Genomic DNA, 23298 nt, shown 5'->3' with positions numbered 1-23298 from the left:
GAGTACCCCCATCCTCTCACTTTTGTTATTTATCCCGCAGTAACGTGCAATAAGACTCCCACCTCAAAATTTGGCGAATGCGAGGAAGTTAGGTGGGAGATAACTGCCTGATTGGTGTGGGCTAATAATCAGTGGGGGATGAACACCCCCCCCACTGATTAAAGTTTCACTTTACTTTTCTGGTTTTTGCCCAATCCATTTTTCATACAACTTGTCATACTCTCCGCTTGCCTTCATATCTTTTAGCAAGCTATTAATCTCTTTCGTTAAATCATCTGCACCTTTTTGCACTGCAATTCCGTACGGTTCATCTGTGAAGATCTTTCCTACCACTTCATAATTAGAATCTTGTTTTGCCATTCCGTATAAAATTGCATTATCTGTCGTTAAAACATCACCTTTACCTGCTTTTAACGCTGTAAATGCCTCACTGTAATTTTCAAATTCTAATACAGTCGCTTCTGGTGATTTTTGACGTATATTATTTGTAGACGTTGAGCCTTTTACAGCCAATACTTTAACGCCTTGTTTCACATCATCAATGCTCTTAATATTGCTTCCTTTTTTCACAAGTAACGATTGTCCTGCTTTGAAATATACATCTGAAAAATCTACTTCTTTTTTACGTTCTTCCGTAATGGTCATTGTCGCAACAATCGCGTCAATATCACCATTTTTTAGCATTGGAATACGAGTTTTAGAAGTTACTTCTTTCAGCTCTAGTTTCTTTTCATCACCAAGAATTTTTTTCGCAAGCGCCTTCGCGATATCAATATCAAATCCTTCTACCTGTCCTGTTGAAGGATTCTTTAGTCCAAATAAATTCGTATCATTCTTCACCCCAACTACTAATTTCCCACGCTTCTTAATTTGCTCAACAACTCCGCCTTGCTTCGTATTCGTTTCCTTCGCCTCATCCTGTTTATTTCCACATCCAGCAACGACAAGCACGAATAAACATGAGAATACAATTAAAGTAAACAACTTTTTCATTTTAAGCATGAAATTCCTCCTTTAATGGTTTAACACTCGGCTTAAAAATAAACGAGCTCTTTCTTGTTCAGGATTCGCAAAAAATTGTGCTGGTGTTGTATCTTCGATAATTTGGCCAGCATCCATAAATAAAATCCTATCTGCTACTTCGCGTGCAAACCCCATCTCATGTGTGACGACGACCATCGTCATCCCTTCTTTAGCTAGCGTTTTCATAACATCAAGCACTTCACCAATCATCTCCGGATCAAGAGCAGACGTAGGCTCATCAAATAGCATAATTTCCGGCTGCATCGCAAGTCCTCTAGCAATCGCTACCCTTTGCTGTTGCCCTCCTGATAATTGATGGGGATATACATTAGCCTTCTCTGGAATTCCTACTTTCTCTAAATAAAACATCGCTGTTTGCTCAGCTTCCTCTTTTGAAATTTTATTTACTTTAATCGGTGCTAATGTAATATTTTGAAGAACCTTTTTATGTGGATATAAATAAAAATGTTGAAAGACCATCCCGATATTTCGGCGCAATTCATTCATATCCGTTTTCTTATTGTGTACCTCTGTATTTTGTACAATTAATTCTCCGTCTGTAATTGTCTCTAATTGATTTATACACCGGAGCAATGTACTTTTTCCTGACCCTGAAGGCCCGACAACTACTACCACTTCACCTTTTTTCACTTGCACATTAATATTTTTCAAAACTTGGAAGTTACCATAATATTTATTTACATTACGAAACTCTATCAACATACTCCCCCCTTCCTCTAACAAAGCATGTACATTCTTTTTATATTCAAAAATAGGCAAAAAAATAACTTCTAGCTACATTTTGCCCATAAAAAAAGAGCAAAGGGCCCTCCCTTTGCTCTTTCATTCCTATTCTATTAAGATACTTCTTCCTTCTTATCTTTCCCGTATTCATGTTCCCAAAAATCAGCATTTTTAATTCCTAGCGGCTGTGGATCGAATACTGGATCTTTTCCTTCTTTTTTCTGCTTTTCATAATCCTTTAATGCAACTAATGCAGGTTTTTGTAATAGTAAAATCGCAATGATATTTATCCATGCCATAATTCCTACACCAATGTCCCCTAAAGCCCACGCTGTTGCGGCTGTTTTTATACAGCCATAGAATACAGCTCCTAAAAATACAAATTTTAGTACCATGGACATCCACGGACGATCTTTATCACGATTTAAGTAAGCGATATTCGTTTCTGCAATGTAGTAATATGCCATAATTGTTGTAAACGCGAAGAATAGGAGCGAGATTGCAACGAAACCGTTTCCAAATCCAGGGAAAACAGATTCTACCGCTGCCTGTGTATATCCAGGTCCTGGCTGAGCACCGTTTAATTTATTAACGATAAAGTTTTTTCCGCTTGCATCAAATACGTTATACATGCCTGTAATAATCATCATAAATGCTGTTGCTGAACAAACAAATAATGTATCAATGTAAACGGAAAATGCTTGCACTAAACCTTGCTTAGCTGGATGTGATACTTCTGCTGCCGCTGCTGCATGTGGTCCAGTTCCTTGTCCTGCTTCATTGGAATAAATACCACGTTTTACACCCCAAGAGATTGCTAAACCGATAATACCACCAAAAGCAGCTTCCAATGCAAATGCACTTCTTATAATTAACATAAATGCTTCTGGTAATTTTTCAATATTCATAGCAACAATAACGCAAGCTACTAAAATATAACCAACTGCCATAAACGGTACTACAACTTGTGCTACGTTAACAATTCGCTTTACTCCGCCGAAAATGATAAGAGCTAATACAACTACTAATACAGCTCCTGATAATGAAGTATTAATTCCAAAGGCCGTTTCTAAACTTACAGCGATACTATTTGCTTGCACACCCGGTAATAAAAGTCCTGTTGCAAGAATTGTTGCTGCAACGAATACTAAAGCATACCATTTCACACCTAGACCTTTTTCAATGTAATAAGCAGGTCCACCGCGGAACTGTCCTTGATGTTTCGTCTTATATATTTGTGCAAGTGTTGATTCTACATAAGCTGATCCTGCCCCTAAAAAGGCTACTGCCCACATCCAAAATACAGCCCCTGGTCCGCCGAATGCAACCGCTGTTGCTACTCCAGCTATATTCCCTGTCCCAACTCGTCCTGATAACGAAAGTGCTAACGCTTGAAAAGAAGAAACACCAGCCTCTGATTTTTCTCCTTGAAATGTCAGCTTCACCATTTCTCCTACATGCCTTACTTGTAAAAACTTCGTTCGAATAGAAAAATATAAACCTACGCCTAAACATAAATAAACAAGTGCTGGACTCCAAACAATATTGTTTAACCAATTTACGAAAGCTTCCAACATTCCCCCTCCTTCTTTATAAAGAATTTTCAGAATATATATAAAATTATAAGTGTATACCGAATCTATAACAATATTATTTTAATAAAGTAAACATATTTTTGTATAAAAAAACAAAGTATATATTTATTTTATATACTTTGTTTTAATACGAATGTATTATATATTCACAATCGCTTCTCTTTTTATAATTCTTTCATAAAGTTGTTCAGCTAATTCTCTGAAATGATCTGGCATATTTTTCCCTTTAAATTTCTTTTGGAGCGTGCCGTATAAACCTATATCACGTAAACGTAAAAATAACGGTAACGATTCATACCAGGTATCAGCTAGAATGTGTTCATATTCGTATCCCTTTCTTAACACCTTTAACTGTTTACAGGCAAATTCTGTCTTCTCCTCCACTGTCCACGGTGTAAATAAAACAGAGTAATAAAGAACCATTGCCAAATCATGAATGAAGTAATTATAAGATGCATCATCAAAATCAAAGATGGTAAGTTCTTCTCCATCATAATGAAAATTCCCTGGATGAATATCGCCATGCATAAGGCCGAACGTCTCTCTTCCAACCGGAAGACCCTTTATTTCATCCATTAATACTGTAGCAATCTCTTTCACTTTCTCATCTTCTAATTCATTAACAATCCCACTCTCGTCCTCTTCCCACGTATCACGGTAATCTGTTTTAGGGTAATCCATTGTAAGTCGATGAAGTTGTCCAATCGCTTTTCCCCACGCTTCAAAGTAAGCATCTCCCCAATAAGGCGATTCTTCTCCTTTTACTTGCTCACCTTTTGCATATGTAAATAAGGAAGCGAAAAAGAAAGTCCCATCCTCTGCTACGATTTCTTCTACAAGATTTTGAGATATTGAGTAAAGAGGTCCTGCCACCTTTGCTCCGTTCTCCGCAACATATCGTAAAAAATCTAGTTCAGCCTCTACCCCTTTTTTAGAGCGATGAGAAGAATGCGTTAAACGTAATACGTAATCTTCATCATTTTTATCCTTTACCTTAAAAATATAGTTTTCAAAATCACCAAGTGGAGTTTCTTCCACTGCCACATGAAACAAACTTGCTGCTCTTTTTAATATCCCTTTCGTAAAAACACGTTCTACGGCTATTTCCATATGTATCCCTCCTATATATTTTCTTAATTCGACATAAATGTGAGAAGTACTGCTATGAAATTGAATACTGCGTGGGCAATCATAGACGATAAAATAGAATTGGTCTTCTCATATAACCACGCAAATACTACTCCGCTTAAAAAATTCACCGGTAATGTGTTATATGTTGGAATATGGACAACGGTAAATATTATGGAACTTATAAGTACACCGCTCCATATGCCATATTTATTACGAAAAAACGTATAAAAAGCACCTCGATATAAAATCTCTTCATATATTGGTGATATAACTGCCGCTCCAATTCCCGCGATGCAGAACGCGTATATTGATTTATCATTTTGGATCGTCTCTGTTTTACTATTTTCAAAGGAAATATCCATTTTCTCCATTATCATTAATACAGCAACGCTAACTACAATTAAGAGAATCAGCGCTATAACTGTCCATAAAAAATCTTTCCATGAAAGCTTCCGAATTCCAATATCTTTCCACGACAGTTTATATCTTTTTATGCAAAAAAGATAAACTACAAAAGTAAATACCGCCGCCATTATAAGTCCCATTAAAACTCCAGTATATAATGAGTTCCCTATTATTTTTAAAGCATAATCATAAAAAAGAGATTCAACTGTTACTGGAACAATCAGAAATACGAAAACAAATAAATATAAAATTTCTTTCCATCCCCACATACTTTTCAAAGTCATATACACCATCCCTCTACTCCTTGTTTCCTTAAGTATAAAAGATGACGTAACGTAACTTTCAATCCCCTTTTTCCAAATAATCCAAGCTTAATTTTCTCACAAAACACAAAAAAGGTTGATTCACTAAATCAACCTTTACACTATTAAAAATACTATTTCTCAATTCTTCATCAATTCATTCTCATATATAACATTTATCTTTATTTCTCTTCCCCTTTTGCCTGCATTGAATTGAAGGTCCAATTTAACTTCAATGTATCTCCCTGGAATACATTTTGTTCTTCATCGTTATCTACAAATGTGAACATTACATAGAAAGTATCATCATCACCAGGAGCAAGTCCATTTCCTTCTCGGTCTACAACACCTTTTTGTACTAGATCAGGAATACTTCCTTTTTGCGTAGCTACCTTTAATTCTGACAATGTAGTAGACCAAATTGGAACCTCATTTTTATCCAAATTCCACAAGAAATCAACACGGATATGATCACCAAGATCCGCATTTCCATTATCTCCTTTAGCATCGATTACACTGTAATCTGTAAGAAGTTTCACGTCTCCTATTGCTAAGGTTCCTTTGTTAACTAATTGAAAGCCGCGCTCCATTTCATCACCCGGTTTAATATTGTCAACATTAATAACAACTTCAGGATTAATGCTCAAATCTAAAGTACCCGCTGCAAACGTGTTTTGTGATACTTCCTTATCGCTAAAATACGCATATGTTCCCCCGCCAATTAAAGATAAACCAAGCGCTGCAGTTACAAGACCCATACCAAGTTTTTTCTTAATACTCATTTCACAAGTCCCCCTATTTTTAAAGTTCAAACTACAAACCTTATTTCCATCCCACAAACAATAATAATTAAGCAACTACCTTGTCCCATAACGAAAGCAAACTAACTTTAAACTATTTACTTCATGTACCCAAATAGCTATTATTTTAAGAATAACCGGTAATGTTACAGTGAATCATTACCGGTTCGTTTTTAGTAAAACCAATTTTCTTCTGTGTTCATTGCTTTATCGCTTCGTTTACCCTAGAAGTGTGTCCCCTTATTTTTTTGGCTCTAAACCAATAGAGCGTAAGATTTTATCTAATGTCACTGGCCCTACATTTTCTTTCGGTGTCTGATTTTCTTTAGCATCTGAACCCTTTTTCAAGAAGTTTTTCTCGATAAAACGAATATCTATTTCATCTACAACACCGTCTTGATTTATATCTCCATCTTTTACAGATACTTTTCCTTTTCCATACGATAAAGCTGCTATTCTAGCATCTTGAATATCTACCACTTTATCGCCGTTTACATCACCTGCAAGGTTGTCATCCATATCAGCTCTAAAGTTTTGTCCCACTAATTCTCCATCTTGCATTTTCCCTATTTTGGTTGTTAGTTTACTATTTAAATGACCTGGCATCTCTACGAAAACATCATATTCTTTATCACTTACAGGAACATTATGAACTTCAAATTGTCCATGATCATCAATCGTTCCTGTATATTTCTTTCCATCCTTGCCAACTACGTACACTTTTGCTCCTAGTTTTGTGTAGTCGTTCTTACCTAAATAACCATCTTCATTCAAGAATGCTTCTGGTCCGATATACCCTCTAACTGTAGAATGCTTCGAAATAATGGAGATGGATTTATCCTTAAACACAGGAATTTCAACACCTTCTGCTGCACCAGATTTTGTATAATAAAATTTATCTGCTCCAAATGCAGTTACATCATTAAAATATTCATCGCTTGTCATTTCGAATGTAACATCTAAAAATGGTGTGTCTCCATCTAACCCTTTAAATTCTTTTCCTTCTAACGACGCACCAACTTTCACCTTGTTTTCCCAAGCTCCTTCTGTATTTATAGCTGGGTCTTCTAATTTCAAGTTTAATCCATGTTGTTTTGCATATTCCGTAAGCGCTGAATTTGGTTTCACATCTGTAAATTTAAATAGCTGCTTGTTATAAGGAATTTCAAATGTTCCTGTCATAAGTTGCTTTACATTATTGAGATTTAAAGTTAACGTAATTTTCTCTCCTAATTTGATTTTATCTTTGTCATAGCTTGGAACAGCGTATTCCGTTCCCTCTCTAACAAAAACATAGTCTTTAAATCCGGTTGCCATATCCCCTGCAGTTGCGAGGTCATATCCAAATAATTTTAAAGTTAACGGTTCATTTATTTCCTCTGGAAGTACTCCAAATTTAAAATCACCATTTGCTTGAATTGTATTCAACCAACCTGATGGAAAGGCCGAGTTTTGATAATATACAATTTGATTAGCTTTTTGGTCATACTGCAGGCCTTTTGCCTTTAATGCATCCACTGTAGAATCATAAATATTACCGTGTACCCATAATGCTCGCTGACCGTCTTCTTCTTTAAACATGGAATCATTTACTTCATGTATACCAGGTTGTACATCCTTAAATTTCATTTCAGGTATTACATTATCAATGATAATGCTATCGCCTTTTGTATAAGATTTTCCTTCTTTATCATATCCAACGAAGTTCAATTCGTAATCTCCATCAGGCAACATAACAGGTTTATCCCCAATTGGATGAGCAGGATCTCCTGTAAATGGAAGTACATACCCTCCCATACCAGAAAACATCATATATTCAACATTCGGTGCTAGACTGCTTGCATTAAGTGTACCAACGACTCCTAATGCCTTTCCTGTTTTTCGATCCTTCACAACTGCATCAATGGTTTCAAGAGGACTATTTAATTTAAATGCCAACGGCGAACTTGGTCTTTCCATAAATGGATGGAATTTAGATGCATCTGTTGCCATTGTGTCTCTTAGTAAATCTACAGACGCAATCCCTTTTTCTGTGAATTTAACGGCAAATGGCACTTGATATACTTCTTTTTCATTGTTTTTATTTGAAATATGAATATATCCTTCATATCTACCAAATTCAGCATTTTCTGGAATGATAATTTCAGGGCTAATTTCCCCTGATGTACCAGGAGCCACTTTAATAGAATCTTGTACGTTCAGCTTCACACCATTCTTCGCTGCATCCTGCACACCTACACTTGTAGGTGAAAACTCTACTTCTAATTTGAACTCTTTCCCGTCTGTTTTACTGCTGTTCTTAATTAAGACTTTTCGACTATCTTTAATAGGTCCATTTCCGAGTTGATTTTTATACCCGAATGCAATAGAACCTGTTTTTTCTTCAACTTCTACCTCTTCATCATTTACAACGTTTGATGTTTTATCAATAACCTCGATAGATGTATCTGCATGAACTGCACGATATGCATCAATTCGGCCTGAGCCTACCTCAAATACAGAGCGCTCTTCTTTTAAGTCAACTGCGGTATTCATAAGCGCTTCTTTTACTTCAAATGGACTATAGTTTGGATGTTCTTGTAAAATGAGTGCTGCTACCCCCGCAGTATGAGGAGTTGCCATAGATGTACCTGACATACGTCCATACGCTACCGGATAATTTTCTCCATCCTTTGGATCATTAATATATTCAGGAACAGTAGAGAAAATAGACACACCCGGAGCTACAATATCCGGCTTAATATCATCTGTTTTAGTTGCAGGACCACGAGAGCTGAAATCGGCTAAGTGATCTCCCTCTGTTTTTATATTATTAAGTTCTCCAAATGCTAAAGCCACATCCCCTTGGACAGCGTTTGCTTGTAATTTCTCACCATCTACTTTTGTTAAGCGGAACGATGGAATAGATGAAGTACTTTCTCCGAGATAACTTGTGATTTCACCATCAACATTGTTATATACAATTACAGCCTTTGCTCCTGCTTCCTTCGCATTCTTAATTTTTTCATCAAATGTAATCTCACCGCGTTGGATAAGCGCTAATTTTCCTTTTACATCTTTTCCTGTAAAATCATCTGATTTCCCAAGTCCTGCATATACAACCGATAAGGATTGACCTTTTAAGTCTTCAAGCTTATCAGTAAAGCTTTTTCCAAGTAGCATCATCTTATCCACATGTAAATCACCTGCAGCGGCAGAAAACGTTGGGATAGACATCGCAGCGTCACTTGCTCCAACTGTAATTGGAAGTGCCGCCGCACTAGGTGATCCAATTGTCCCTTCTCCTGGACCACTATTACCTGCCGCTACTACTGTAACAACACCAGCTAACATGGCATTGTTCACTGCCACAGAAGTAGGATATAAAGGATCATTAATAGCCGCACCTAACGATAAATTGATAACATCCATATCGTCTTTCACTGCTTTATCAATCGCAGCAAGAATGCCGCTTGTTTGACCACTTCCATATGGTCCTAATACACGATATGAATATAAGTCTACATCTGGAGCGACTCCCGTAACCGCGTAATCAACATTATTCTTTTTGTCTGCAGCGATCGTCCCAGCTACATGAGTACCATGGGATGTATAGTATGCACTTCCATCATAAATTTCGGGATATCCTCCAGAATTTTGCCAATCCTTATACGTTGTCTCCATTGGATCAGCATCATTATTAACAAAGTCCCATCCTTTTATTGAGTTCGGATCTATTTTGCTTGGATCTTCACCTTGCTTTGCACGATATCCTTTATATGCATCTTTCAAATCAGGGTGGTTATAATCAATGCCTGTGTCCAGTACCCCCACCTTAATTCCTTTACCTGTTATGTTTTCAGCATGTAGCTTGTCCACACCAATTTGTGGTACACTATCTGCCATTTTTGGTTCGACAGCCGTCTTAGCTGTTTCTTTCGGTAAATCAATTTTAATCTCTTGATCTTCCCATACGCGCTTAACAATACCAGTGCGAACTAAGTCTTCAATCATATTCGCAGGTAACGAAATCGCTACACCATTAAAAGCATTCTTATATTCTCTTGTTATTTTGGCAGATTTAAAATTCGTCCCTTTATCTTTATTCTTTTGAAGCTGTTCAAGCTCTGCTTTAAATCCTTTATGGGATGCCTCTACCTTTTGTTCCGCATTTGAAAGAGCTAACTTTTTCCCTTTAGCCGCTTGTTTTAACACCTCAATCTTGCTAGGTGCTTGCTTAAATTCTATAATCACATTCACATTATTAGGACTTGCTGTATTGATGCCTGGTGAAATAACAAAACCTGGTTTTGTATCCAACGTTTTTAAGGCATTACGTTGTTCCTTTGTAAGACCTTTCAAGATAGCATTTGCATCATCAATCCCAGTTAAAGTAGATGTATTTACCTCTTCCGCCAATACGTTATATGGAATTCCTTGAGACAATAACATTCCAACTGTTAGCGTTCCAATAAGAATCTTTCCAAATTTCCCTCGCTTCATATTGCATCTCCCCATTATTAAAATTATTTTTCTAAACAAATTGATTCTTAAGTTCCCATTTTGCATTGAAAATTCTATTAATCTTAAACTTTTATTTTGCATCATTAAGAATTTTCCACACTACTACCATCCCCATATAGCTAATCACTCACTTTAATCTTTCTATAGAAGCCCCCCAACAATTTATTTCCAATAAAAGATTTTCACAAAATGAATTATTAATAGGATTAAAATGTAATTCTATATTTATTATTCCACATTCTGATTTTTCTGAAAATTAAACAAAAGGAGTATCTTTTTTCTAATGATTCTATGCCTAAATAGTACAAAAGAACTACCTTGCCCTTTATTCTTTGTAATATAGAATAAAGAAACACGATAGTTCTTTTAAACATCTCTTATTTAATCCAACGGAACCAATTGATTTCGAACAGCATAAATCACCGCTTGCGATCGACTTTTCACATTTAGTTTTTTAAAAATTTTATTGATGTGAATTTTAACTGTTTTATCACTAATATATAGAGCTTCAGCAATTTCTTTATTACTAAGTCCTTTTACTAATTCAAAGAGAATTTCCTTTTCACGTTCCGTCAGTTCATTTTCATTGGATTCTAATTTCATTTTTTGCTGATGATATGTAATTAATTTTTTAGTCATACGCGGATGAATAACTGAATCGCCTCGATATAACATTCGAATTGCTGCTACTACCTGCTCCGATGATGAATCCTTCAATAAATAACCATCAGCACCAGCCTGGAGTGCATCCATTAAATACTCATCATGCTCATACATTGTAAACACAAGTACTCGGCAATTCGGATAATTTTTTTTCACTAACTCTGTAGCTTCAATCCCATTTTTCACCGGAAGATTAATATCCATCAAAATACAATCTGGTCTGCATTCTTCTACTTTTCCCAATACTCCGTCCCCAGAGCTAGCTTCTCCAACCACTTTCATATCAGATTCATCCTCTAGTATACTCCGAATTGCGTCTCGTAAAAAAGCATGATCATCAACTACTAATATTTTAATCATTTTACGCACCCCTTGTTTGTGAATCTGGAATTAATAATGTAATTTCTGTCCCTTTCCCTACAGAACTATCAATCTGTAAAGTAGCCCCTAATTGTTCAGCTTGTTCATTCATATGTAATATACCATAATGTGGCTCATTCTTCGTTTTAACCATAGACTCGAATAGCGAAAAGCCAATCCCATTATCCTTAACCCTTAAAAGCACGTGTTCACTTTGGTAGCTGAGTAAAACATCAGTCTTTTCTGCTTGTGCATGTTTTACAATGTTTTGTAAACTCTCTTGTAATGTATCAAAAATAACTCTTTCTTTTGAAAAGCTAAGCGCACGTGCATGGCCTCTTTCATGATATGTAATATCTATTTTATATTCTTGTTTTAAAGATTTTATTTTACTTGCTATCGCCTGCTTAAGCCCTAATTGTTGTGTCGGATATGGTTTTAAAGCATAAATAGAATAGCGAACTTCTCCTAAGCTTCCTCTTAAATCTTTTATACTTTTCTCTACTATTTGCTGCATATCTATTGGTTTATCACGGTATTTTTTCTGCGCAGATTCTAGTTGGTATATCACCCCGGCCAATGTTTGCGCGATACCATCGTGAATTTCGCGTGCAATTCTATTTCTTTCTTCTAAAATCATTCTTTTTTTCTGTTCAGAAATCAATATCCTTGTTTTAACTACGTTAGCTAATTGGTTAGAAAACGTAGCTAACGACTGTACATCTTCCGGAAAAAAACCCGCAGTTCTACTTTTCCCTGCAACAAATATTCCAACTAATTCATCATTTACAATAAGAGGAAAATATACAAGCGAGCGTATGACACTATCAAATATTTCATCTCCAGGAGCCGTACCAGTTTTCCAGTCATTAAATACAAGATTTTTAGAGATTTCCTCAAACGCTTCAAACTTGTCTGAATCATCAGAAATATCAAGGTGGACTTTCCCATCTTTTAATAGAAGATTCCAATTTCCATCATCTTTTGTCCATATTACATATGCTTGTATTCCAAAAAAACCTTTAAGTGCTTTTTTAATATGTTTCAAGTTTCCTCCGGTTAGTTCACGACTCATTTCTGTCGTAATAAGAAACAGCTCATATAATCGTTCCTTCTCCATCCTTATCCGTACAGAAAAAGAACTAATAACTGAAATTGCTACAAGTGGGAAAAAGAAAAACAGTACTGTAATCTCGTTTATTTCCACACTATATGTACTAATTAATACATGCATCAGGGCCGCATAAGAGAAACCAAAAGTTTCACAAAGAAATACCGTTACAGTTTTTTTATACCACTGATAGATCGAATATGGCTGCGGAAGGAGTATCATTAACAGATCGTAAAAGCGATTGTTGAAAAAACAAAAAAACACGCAAAATAATAACAAAGATATTAAATTTTCATACAGAACTGACATATCCATTTTGTTAATTAATAAGGTCAGACATTTATTTGAAAACCATTCCGCCAAGATCAAACTAAGCGCATGCTGAGTACTATTAAATAACATTCTTTGTATCGGTGAACGACGATGCAGGTGAAGAATTAGCGTAACGAGTACAATAGCAATAATAGTTATATGGATTCCAAACTGCCAACTCATAGCGTAAATTATCGGAAAGGTAAGCGAGCTAGTTCCTCTCCAAAACCGTACAGGAAAATACTCTGCAATCCCCATAAATAGTAATAACAATATTAGTATTGTTGGATGAGAAGGGATTTTAATTTCAAGTAAAGATATAGTTATAGTAATCAAACCAAGAAAAGAAATAAAATAAAGATAAGAACTAGCAATCTTTTCTCTCATAAAGATAGAATTCACATCTTTCAAAACAACCCCTTCTTTCTTTATAGAAATTCATTTTCTCTATTATCCAATAAAAAACCGGCACTGGCAAAATGGAAGAACCTCCACTAGCCAATCACCGGCTGTGTACTGCACCTAAAAAGGCAAGACACAATACTAGTAGTATAAATCGCTTTTCATAAATTTCCTATTCATCAAATGATGTAATTATGCATGCCGCTAGGCTTACCCTCCTATAGTACAAAAGATATATATGAATATCGCCAATCTAATATACGCTTTCTTTCTATTCCCCTAATTTTCATTTTCTTTAAGTATAGAAGATAACGCAACAGAACTTTCAAGCTACTTTTTCAAATACTCCAAGCATAATTTTCTCATAAAAAACAAAAATTAACAGAAGTAACTTTATTCTAAACGAGGTGGAAATTATGGCCGAACAGGAAAATTCACAACAAGATGATAGCAAAAAGCATATGTTTCCATCACTTCCGGAGAACATTAATTACATTGAAAACAAACTTTCCCATTCAGATGATATAAAAAAATTAGATGTTCCTTTTCAAAACGGAAAAGGAACAATCTTATATATCGAATCTTTAGCCGATCCAAATTTAATTCATCAGCTTGCTCTTGAGCCTCTATTAACTCGAGCTGAGCTGTCTTTAGATAAAGCTTTTTCTACATTGAATATGAAAAAAGAAACGAATTTAAATTATGGTGTGCAACTTTTATTACAAGGGAAATCATTATATTTTCATGAGCATGTCGAAAGCTTTTGTATTTTTGAAACAGCTCTATCTTTAAAAAGAGATATAACAGAGCCTGATAATGAAGGTATTGTACGTGGACCGCATACTGGTTTCGTAGAAGATTTAGCAACTAATTTAGCCTCTATTCGTAAACTCATTAAAAGTCCGAATTTAGTTATTAAGTATTTTACACTCGGTGAAGAAATGCATACAAAAGTAGCTATTGCTTATATTCAAAATATAGCTAATGCTGATCTTGTTACAGAAGTGAAAAGAAGATTAGAAATGATCAAAACGGATGCACTAATGCCACCAGGCTACCTACAAGAATTTATAGAAGATACTTCTTTTTCGCCATTTCCGCAGCAATTAAATACAGAGCGTCCAGATAGGACGGCTGCAAATTTAATGGAGGGACGAGTTGCTATTTTATCCGACGGAGATCCAACAGCCCTTATCGTTCCTGTTACGTTATTCGCTTTCTATCAATCGCCAGATGATTATAATAACCGCTGGATTGTCGGTTCTTTTGTACGGATGATTCGCTTAGTGAGTTTCTTAATTGCCTTTCTCTTACCAGCTTTATATATCGCAACGGTTGCTTTTCACCCTGATGTGTTACCGCTCGAACTCGTTTATACGATTAAAGCTTCATTAGAAAAAGTACCGCTCCCTCCTATTTTGGAGGCTCTCTTAATGGAGTTAATTTTCGAGTTATTACGAGAAGCTGGTATTCGTCTGCCGAGCCGCGTTGGACAAACAATCGGTATTGTAGGCGGTTTAGTAATTGGGGATGCGATCGTAAAAGCTGGACTCGTTTCTTACACAATGATTATCGTTGTAGCTTTAACTGCAATCTCATCTTTTCTTGTTCCATCAAACGATATGAGCTCAGCAGTTCGGATTCTTCGTTTCCCATTAATGATTCTGGCTGCCATATTCGGATATGTAGGAATATCATTTGGCCTAATTATAACTTTCGTTCACCTATGTCAGTTACATTCATTTCATACACCATATCTTTCTCCTGTTGCTCCGATGCGGATAAAAGATATGAAAGATTCCTTTGTAAGGCTACCAATTTGGTCATTTTGGGAACGACCACATGATCCAAAGCCGAAAAAAATGCAACGACAACATGTAACGAGAGAGGATAAGAACGGTGACAAACACGCAAAGTAAAATTTCGCTAGTTCAATTAACCTTTTTCGTTATTCAATGTCAGATCGGTGTTGGTATACTTTCTCTACCAAACCGTCTTCACCCAATTGCTAAAGGCGGCGGATGGATTTCTGCCCTCATCGCTGGGTTGGCAATTCAACTTATCATTTTACTTATGTGGTTTTTATTAAGAAGGTTTCCTGATGCAGATATGTATGAAATTGCTTCTATGATGTTTGGTAATAAATTCGGAAAACTATTAGGTTTTTCATATATTCTTTATTTTACCCTTATCGGTATGACCGTTATGTTAAATGTATGTAACGTCATTAAAGTATGGGTTTTGCAAGCAACTCCTTGGTACGCAATTCTCATATTATTTACAATAGCTTGTTGTTATGTAGCTTATAATACGTTTAAAGTCATTGTACGATTTTATGTCATGGCCTCTATTCTCATTTTTCCCATGGCTCTTTTAATTGCCCTAGGGCTTACACGTGCTGATTTTTCTTATATATTCCCCATTACAGAGGCTGGATGGTGGAATATTATTCAAGCATCAAAAGAAACAATTACAGCCATGTATGGTTTTGAAATTATTCTTATCGCTTTTCCAAAAGTAAATGGGAACCCTTTAGCAAGACTAAAAGCTATTTCTATCGCTAATGGATTTGTAACACTTTTTTATACTTTTACTGTTTGGATTTGCTTTATCGTATTTAGTCCAAAGCAAATTGAGCTTATTCCAGAGCCAGTTGCTTACTTACTACGCTCCTTGCATATCGGGATTGTAGACCGGACTGATTTACTTTTTATACCAATATGGATGATAACAGTCGTAGCTTCTATTGCTAGTTATTATTGCGCTGCTTCAATAGGAATTGGACATATATTCAATCTTGCTAATCATAAAAAAGCTGTTCCAATCGTTGGTATTATTGCTTTTAGTGTAGCCTTATTTATAGATACACCTGAAGAATTAAAAGCCCTTGCACAATTCACTGATAAATTCACCTATATTTTTATAGTAATCTTACCTTTTTTATTTCTTCTTTATTCCTTACTCAGAAATAAGAAAGGAGCACAATATGCAAAAAAAAATAATTAAATTAAGTGCAATCTTATGCATTAGTTCACTCCTTTCTGGTTGTTGGGATCAAGAACCAGAAAGAGAGGCCCGATTAGCTTATAGTATTGGATGTGATATTACAGAAGAAAATAAACTTCAGCAAACAGTCGAACTCGTAAAAAGCTCAAGCGGAGAGCAATCTTCATTCGAGAATGAAGTACATTCAGCAACTGGGCATAACATAAGGGATACAAGCGATGCACTGAAAAAAAATGTGACTGGAAATATTCGTTATTTTAAATATGGCGTTCAATTACTAGGAACAAAAATTCAAAAAAAAGGTATACTACCCTATTTAGATGTCAGCTTTCGAGACCCAACAAACCCAACTGCTTTAGTAAAACTTATTGCAGTAGATGGTGAAACATCCGAGATACTCGAAAAAAAGAAAGTAGGAAATTTACTAATTGGAGATTTTCTAAAGAAAAAAGTGAAAAGCTTAGAAGATATGAGTGTATTTCCAAAAGAAACTTTAGAAACAGCTGCTACAAAAATGTTAGATCCAGGTAAAGACTTCACTCTCCCTTCTATAAAAATAAAAGGAAAAGAAGTTATTACAGACGGGTTATCTTTATTTAATAAAGATAAATTAACTGGTCATTTACCCCTGAAACAAGCTGTTTTATTCGTGTTATTAACCGGAAAAATGGGAACAAGTGCCCGTATAACCCAAAAACTTACTAGCGATGAATCAGAGCAAACATCTGATTATTTAACAATGGAAGTGAGCAATCGCAAACTAAAACGAGACTTAAAAGTGACAACAGATAAAAAAGGAAATGTTTATGCTCATATTAAATTACAACTAAGAGTAATAGCTCTTGAAGCTCCAAGAGATCATCTTGATAAAATGGAAGAGAGGAAAAAACTAAATAAAGAATTATCTAAACAGCTCACAAAAGAAGCAAAACAAATAACGAAAAAACTACAAAAAGCAAATTGTGATGCTTTCGGTATTGGTAGAAACCTTATCGCTTATCATCCAGAAGTATGGAAGAAGAAAAATTGGAAGAAAGATTATGCAAAAGTGAAGTTTAAACCAGAAGTAGAAGTAAACATTTTATATAGTGGTGTCTTAAAGTAAAAGGTTGTATGCCTATGCGGCATACAACCTTTTTATTTCGTATATCGATATACAATAGATTCGTACGGTCTCAATACAAGATTTTTAATGTCTTTACTTGAGTCTTTATAATTGGATAACAATATTTCTTGCTTCATCTCATCTAATTGAACATTTTCTGGTATGGAGTAAGTGATTTCTTCTCCGTAAAAGTTATTTATAACAAGTAGTACTTCATCATTTACAGTACGTGTATATGCCCAAATCTTAGGATGATTTTCATCTAAAATAGCATATTCTCCTTCTGTAATAACATCATATGTTTTTCTTAGTTCAATTAGTTTTTTATAATGATAAAATACAGATTCATTATCTTCTAATGCCTTCTCTACGTTTATCTCTTTAAAATTTTCAGCCACAGAGATCCAAGGTGTACTTGTTGTAAACCCACTATTCTCCTCTTCATTCCACTGCATCGGAGTACGGGAATTGTCACGAGATTTTTGTTTTAAAATCCCTATAATCTCTTCTTTTGATAACCCTTCTCCTTGTTTTATATCATATATATTTAACGATTCCACATCACGATATTGTTCGATGGACTCAAAATTAGGATTCGTCATACCGATTTCTTCTCCTTGATAAATATAGGGAGTCCCTTGCAACATATGCATGGCTGTTGCTAACATTTTTGCAGATTCGTTTCGGTACTTTCCATCATCACCAAAGCGTGATACGATGCGAGGCTGGTCATGATTACACCAGAATAACGCATTCCATCCCCCGCCCTTTTGCATTTCAATTTGCCAATTAGACATAATCTCTTTTAATTTAATAAAATCAAACTCCGCCTTCGTCCACTTATCACCATTCGGATAATCTACTTTTAAATGATGGAAACTAAACGTCATACTTAGTTCATTTCGCTCAGGGTTTGAGTATTTAATACAATTATCAATTGTCGTAGATGACATTTCTCCTACTGTAATTACCTCTTTCCCTTCAAACACATTTCGGTGCATCTCTTGTAAATATTCATGGACACGCGGACCATCTGTATAATATTTACGTCCATCACTTGTCGCAGTACTTCCGTCATCGCTTAAGAAACGTTGGTCTTTTGAAATTAAGTTAATAACATCAAGGCGGAATCCAGTTACCCCTTTATCAAGCCAAAAGCGCATCATATCATACACTTCTTCACGAAGCTTTTCATTTTCCCAATTTAAATCCGCTTGTGTTTCGTCAAATAGATGTAAATAATATTGCTCAGTCTTTTCATCATACTTCCAAGCAGACCCACCAAACTTAGACTGCCAATTATTTTTTTCATCACGCCAAATATAGTAATTACGATATGGGTTGTTTTTATCTTTCTTCGCTTCCTTAAACCACTTATGCTCCGTCGAACTATGGTTTACAACGATATCGAGCATGATTTCAATGTCACGTTCTTTTGCTTTTTCTAAAAGTTCTTCAAACTCTTCCATCGTTCCGTAAGATGGATCAATGCTGTAATAATCACTTACATCGTATCCATTATCATTTTGTGGTGATTGGTATATCGGTGTTAACCAAATATAATCCACTCCGAGTTCTTGTAAATAATCTAGTTTCTCTGTAACTCCTTTTATATCACCGGTTTCTTTATTGTAATAACTATTAAAGCTCTTCGGATAAATTTGATAGACTACACTTTTATGCCAATCCTTCATGTTTAACTTCCTCCTACTTCTGTTTAACTCTTTTTGCAAATAACCATGTTAACGCAAATGGGATTACAACTGCGATAATCATTCCTACAATAAACATTGGAATCGATTTCGGAATGATAGAAATAAATGCTGGCAGTCCGCCAATTCCGATAGCAGGTGCTAATACGCCATTTAACGTAATAAATATCGCTGCTACAGCCGATCCTATAATCGCTGCATAGAACGGGAATTTATTTCGTAAGTTTACACCGAACATCGCTGGCTCTGTAATACCGAAGTACGCTGAAATCGCTGATGTTGATGCCATACTTTTATCATTTTGATTTTTAGAAATCCAGAACATTGCTAGTGCCGCACTACCTTGCGCAATGTTAGAAAGAGCGATCATTGGCCAAATAAATGTACCACCGTGCTGCGCGATTAATTGTAAATCGATTGCAATAAACATATGGTGCATACCTGTAATAACTAATGGCGCATATAATGCTCCAAATAATACTGCTCCAACTACTGGTACTGTTTCATATACACCTACTAATCCAGCTGTTAATAAATCTCCAATATGACGTGTAACTGGACCGATAATTCCTAATGCTAACACACCTGTTACAACGATTGTTGTAATTGGTACAACTAATAATTGAATCGCATTTGGTACGTGTTTCTTTAAGAAGATCTCTACTTTACTCAATACAAATGCCGCTACTAAAACCGGTAGGATTTGACCTTGATACCCAACTTTTTCAATTTGGAATAATCCTAATATGTTGAAGTACTCAATTTTTTGACCATCTAATCCTGCTGCTGCTTTCCCGTAATTCCAAGCATTTAATAAATCAGGATGTACGAGCATTAATCCCATAACAATCCCTAGTATTGGACTACCGCCAAAACGCTTCGTCGCTGACCAACCGACAAGTGCCGGTAAGAATACGAATGCTGTATTGGCCATCATATTAATTAAATCCCAAAGCCCGCCTAAGTTCGGATAAACATCTAATAAATTTTTACCATCAAAAAATAAATCCTTTGCCCCTAATAGATTGTTAATTCCCATCAGTAAACCAGCCGTTACGATTGCTGGTAATATCGGCATAAATACATCTGAAAATACTTTTACAAACTTTTGAGCCAGATTTAACTTTTGGTTTCCAGAATCTTTTACGTCAGCTACTGTCGATTCCTTCATACCTGCAAGCGTTATCAATTCAGCGTATACTCGATCAACATCACCTGGACCAATTACAATTTGAAATACCCCAGCATTATGAAACGCTCCCTTTACTAATGAAACAGACTGCAATTTATCATTATCTATTTTACTTTCATCTTTTAAAGCGATACGGAGCCTCGTTACACAGTGCGCAGCTTGTTCAATATTGTCTTTCCCACCAATATACTGCAACACTTCCTCTGCTGTTTTACGATAGTCTTTCCCCATATTCCCGTCCCTCTTTTCTTTTTTTGATACCGTTTACACTTACATATTAACTCGTATATATAAGTTAGTCAATACTCGTATATACGAGTTGGTGATTTTTTTATAAAAAAAAGATGAAACGTTATTTCGTTTCACCTCCTTACTTTCTTCGCGCCACATCCGAAAAGTGAAAAATATCTAAGCGGTGACGTGATTCCGTATATTCGAACTGACTCCCATCGTATAAATGAGTAAAGTTTTTTACAACGACAACATAGTCTGTTCCATTTAAATCTAAATACTTTCTGTCATCCTCTGTACACGGCTGCACTTCAATTACCCTCTGTGAATAACTAATATGTAGCCCTAGTTCTTTCTCAATGTATTTATAAATTGACTCCGTTGCGATTTCTCTCGTTAATCCTGGAATACATTCAGATACAAAATGGTTGATATCTAAAATTACTTTTTCTCCATCAATATTTCGTACGCGTTTAATATGATCGATTTCTGTTTTTTCTTTCACGTTTAATAGTTTTGCAACCTCTTTTGTCGCTTTTACTTTCTCCATTTCCACAACTTCCGTAATACAATGACGTCCTAAACGTTCATTTTCTTCTTGAAAACTTACAATACCGCCAAAATTAAATTCAATGTTTTTTCGCTTTAAAACGAAAACACCTTTGCCGTGTATTTTTTGCACATATCCACGTTCTTGCAATAAATCTACTGCTTTTCTTACAGTACCTCGGCTTGCCTCATACTGCTTCATTAATTCGGTTTCTGATGGGATTTTACATCCCTCTTTTAATTGTTTATTATCAATAGACTTACTGATTTCTGTATAAATTTGTTCATACTTACTCATCATCTACAATAGCCCCTTGTCACCTTCTAATTCTATATGTATTATACCATGCAACACTCTTCTGCCAATCTCTCACTTATTTTCCATTACAAGAAAAATATAGGTAAATATTTAGTCTTTAAAACGTATTTTTATAAAAATTTTTATATTTTTCTTTTCATTCAAAAAAACATGTAGTATACTAACTTCAAAATCAGAGGAGAAAGGGAGCAAAGAACTATGCTTACTTATACAACTGTAGTTACATTTGCACAAAAACATCATCATCATACTTAACCCTTGAAACCTAGCGGAAAAATTCACGCGTAGGTACAAGGGTTATTCCCGTTGTACCTACGCTTTGGCGAAGAGCCATGTAGGTATTTTTTTATCTACATGGCTCTTTTTTTATTGCCAAAACGCTAGTAAAAAATGATGTTTAAGCAAAACTTACTACAAAGGAGTTAACAAAAATGGAAACGAAAAAATGGGGATTATGGATTTTAACAGCTTTTGTTATCGGAAATATGGTTGGCGGTGGCGTATTTATGCTCCCAGCAAATCTAGCACAAGTATCAGGTCCAATGGGTTCTACACTCGCATGGAGTATTACAGGCCTTGGTGTATTTATGATTGCACTCGTATTTGGAAATTTAGCAATTCGGAAACCAGAATTAAAAGCAGGACCACAAAGTTATGCTCAAGCGATGTTTCCTTCAAAAAAAGCTGGTAAAGTTGCAGGATATAGTATGGCATGGGGATATTGGGCTGCTAACTGGGCTGCAACCGCATCTGTTATTATTTCTTTTGCTGGATATTTATCAACATTCTTTCCAGTTTTACAAAGTAAGCAAATTCTCTTTTCAATAAATGGGTTTTCACTGGAACTCGGAAAAGGATTAACTTTCCTCGTATGTAGCCTTATGTTATGGGGAATTCAATGTATTCTTTCTCAAAATATTGACCGAGCTGGAAATATGAATCTTCTTGCTACCATTGCAAAAATTATCGGATTTACAATGTTTATTGTAATCACATTATTCATTTTCAATGCCTCTAATTTCGGAGACGGTCAAACATTTATGAATGAAGCTGGACAAGCTATCTCGTTAGGTGGACAAATCAATTCAGCTGCTATTGCAACACTTTGGGCGTTTATCGGTATTGAATCTGCTGTCATGCTTTCTAACCGTGCAAAATCACAGCGAGATGTAAAAAAAGCTACAATTTTCGGCTTAATTATCGCTCTTCTTATTTACATGGCAATTACTTTACTTACAATGGGGGCTCTTCCACAAGATGCTTTAAAGGAATCTCAAAAACCATTAGTAGATGCATTAAATTTAGCAATTGGCAATAAAGGCGCATATATCATGGCTTTACTCGCACTTGTATCTTTATTTGGATCTACAGTTGGCTGGATCGTTGTGAGTTCCGAAGTACCTTACCAGGCAGCAAAAAATGGACTTTTCCCTAAGTTTTTCGGGAAAACAAATAAAAAAGGTAGTCCTTCAAAATCATTATTTATTACAAATGTGATGACGCAAATTTTCTTATTCTCAACGATTTCTGGTACTGTTTCAGAAGCGTATAATTTCGCTATCGTCGTAGCAACATTAGCATATTTAATTCCATACCTTGTTTCTACTCTGTACCAATTAAAATTAGTTATTACTGGAGAAACGTATGATATAATGCCGGGATCTCGAGTAAAAGATGGGATCATTACTACATTGGCATTGGTATACTCCATTTGGGTTATCAAAACGGGAACTGCTGATTTAAAAACTTTCTTCTTAGGAATTGGATTATTTATATTAGGCCTTATTCTTTATCCAGTATTAATGAAAAATTCACAAAAAGTGAATTAAAAAA

At 35.5% G+C, this 23298-nt stretch carries 16 protein-coding genes; 4 read left to right on the top strand and 12 right to left on the bottom strand.

Annotated features, from left to right (window positions below; translation table 11 throughout):
* Window positions 1-171 precede the first annotated feature (171 nt).
* The 9 genes from glnH to ACQKNR_RS21495 all read right to left on the bottom strand — a co-directional run bounded on the left by glnH (window position 172) and on the right by ACQKNR_RS21495 (window position 13360).
* Window positions 172-1002 carry a glutamine ABC transporter substrate-binding protein GlnH gene (gene glnH / locus ACQKNR_RS21535; protein WP_427320414.1) on the bottom strand — a complete coding sequence of 277 codons (831 nt, stop codon included), beginning with the start codon at window positions 1000-1002 and terminating at the stop codon, window positions 172-174.
* A 12-nt stretch (window positions 1003-1014) separates the two neighbouring features.
* Entirely contained in the window at window positions 1015-1803 is a 789-nt protein-coding gene (locus ACQKNR_RS21530; protein ID WP_427320412.1) for an amino acid ABC transporter ATP-binding protein, read from the bottom strand.
* Between the two features lie 77 nt (window positions 1804-1880).
* On the bottom strand, window positions 1881-3341 hold the full coding sequence (locus ACQKNR_RS21525) for an alanine/glycine:cation symporter family protein (RefSeq protein ID WP_427320410.1): 1461 nt from the start codon (window positions 3339-3341) through the stop codon (window positions 1881-1883).
* 159 nt (window positions 3342-3500) lie between these two features.
* A complete protein-coding gene (locus ACQKNR_RS21520; protein ID WP_427320408.1) occupies window positions 3501-4472 on the bottom strand; it encodes a phosphotransferase enzyme family protein in 972 nt (323 codons plus the stop codon).
* 23 nt (window positions 4473-4495) lie between these two features.
* On the bottom strand, window positions 4496-5182 hold the full coding sequence (locus ACQKNR_RS21515) for a CPBP family intramembrane glutamic endopeptidase (protein WP_427320406.1): 687 nt from the start codon (window positions 5180-5182) through the stop codon (window positions 4496-4498).
* 200 nt (window positions 5183-5382) lie between these two features.
* Window positions 5383-5982 carry a TasA family protein gene (locus ACQKNR_RS21510; RefSeq protein ID WP_427320404.1) on the bottom strand — a complete coding sequence of 200 codons (600 nt, stop codon included), beginning with the start codon at window positions 5980-5982 and terminating at the stop codon, window positions 5383-5385.
* A gap of 258 nt (window positions 5983-6240) precedes the next feature.
* On the bottom strand, window positions 6241-10482 hold the full coding sequence (locus tag ACQKNR_RS21505; protein WP_427320402.1) for a S8 family serine peptidase: 4242 nt from the start codon (window positions 10480-10482) through the stop codon (window positions 6241-6243).
* Window positions 10483-10884: 402 nt separating this feature from the next.
* The gene (locus ACQKNR_RS21500; protein WP_427320400.1) at window positions 10885-11526 is read right to left on the bottom strand and encodes a response regulator; all 642 of its coding nucleotides are present in this window, start codon (window positions 11524-11526) and stop codon (window positions 10885-10887) included.
* Between the two features lies 1 nt (window position 11527).
* Complete coding sequence (locus ACQKNR_RS21495; protein WP_427320398.1) at window positions 11528-13360, bottom strand: GAF domain-containing sensor histidine kinase; 1833 nt, start codon at window positions 13358-13360, stop codon at window positions 11528-11530.
* 407 nt (window positions 13361-13767) lie between these two features.
* On the opposite strand from ACQKNR_RS21495, the gene gerKA reads away from it, so the two are divergent.
* From gerKA to ACQKNR_RS21480, 3 genes are read left to right on the top strand one after another with little or no spacing between them, the layout of a single operon-like run.
* Entirely contained in the window at window positions 13768-15270 is a 1503-nt protein-coding gene (gerKA, locus tag ACQKNR_RS21490; protein WP_427320396.1) for a spore germination protein GerKA, read from the top strand.
* The gene (locus ACQKNR_RS21485; RefSeq protein ID WP_427320394.1) at window positions 15251-16357 is read left to right on the top strand and encodes a GerAB/ArcD/ProY family transporter; all 1107 of its coding nucleotides are present in this window, start codon (window positions 15251-15253) and stop codon (window positions 16355-16357) included. Before gerKA ends, ACQKNR_RS21485 begins: the two co-directional genes overlap by 20 nt.
* Window positions 16338-17462, top strand: a complete 1125-nt coding sequence (locus ACQKNR_RS21480; RefSeq protein WP_427320392.1) for a Ger(x)C family spore germination protein — start codon at window positions 16338-16340, stop codon at window positions 17460-17462. The genes ACQKNR_RS21485 and ACQKNR_RS21480 overlap by 20 nt, the downstream gene beginning before the upstream one ends.
* A 32-nt stretch (window positions 17463-17494) precedes the next feature.
* Here the strand turns inward: ACQKNR_RS21480 and treC are convergent, their stop codons facing one another.
* The 3 genes from treC to treR form a co-directional block, all read right to left on the bottom strand.
* On the bottom strand, window positions 17495-19156 hold the full coding sequence (treC, locus tag ACQKNR_RS21475) for an alpha,alpha-phosphotrehalase (RefSeq protein ID WP_427320390.1): 1662 nt from the start codon (window positions 19154-19156) through the stop codon (window positions 17495-17497).
* A 13-nt stretch (window positions 19157-19169) separates the two neighbouring features.
* Window positions 19170-20597, bottom strand: a complete 1428-nt coding sequence (gene treP / locus ACQKNR_RS21470) for a PTS system trehalose-specific EIIBC component (RefSeq protein WP_427320388.1) — start codon at window positions 20595-20597, stop codon at window positions 19170-19172.
* Between the two features lie 139 nt (window positions 20598-20736).
* Window positions 20737-21447 carry a trehalose operon repressor gene (treR, locus tag ACQKNR_RS21465; RefSeq protein WP_427320386.1) on the bottom strand — a complete coding sequence of 237 codons (711 nt, stop codon included), beginning with the start codon at window positions 21445-21447 and terminating at the stop codon, window positions 20737-20739.
* A gap of 449 nt (window positions 21448-21896) precedes the next feature.
* Here treR and ACQKNR_RS21460 point away from each other — a divergent pair, with 449 nt between their 5' ends.
* A complete protein-coding gene (locus ACQKNR_RS21460; RefSeq protein ID WP_427320384.1) occupies window positions 21897-23294 on the top strand; it encodes an amino acid permease in 1398 nt (465 codons plus the stop codon).
* The last annotated feature ends 4 nt before the right edge of the window (window positions 23295-23298 follow it).

It is taken from the genome of Bacillus sp. NPDC094077, from assembly GCF_050279465.1.
Taxonomy (GTDB): Bacteria; Bacillota; Bacilli; order Bacillales; family Bacillaceae_G; genus Bacillus_A.
This window is presented reverse-complemented; position numbering and strand designations above follow the sequence as displayed.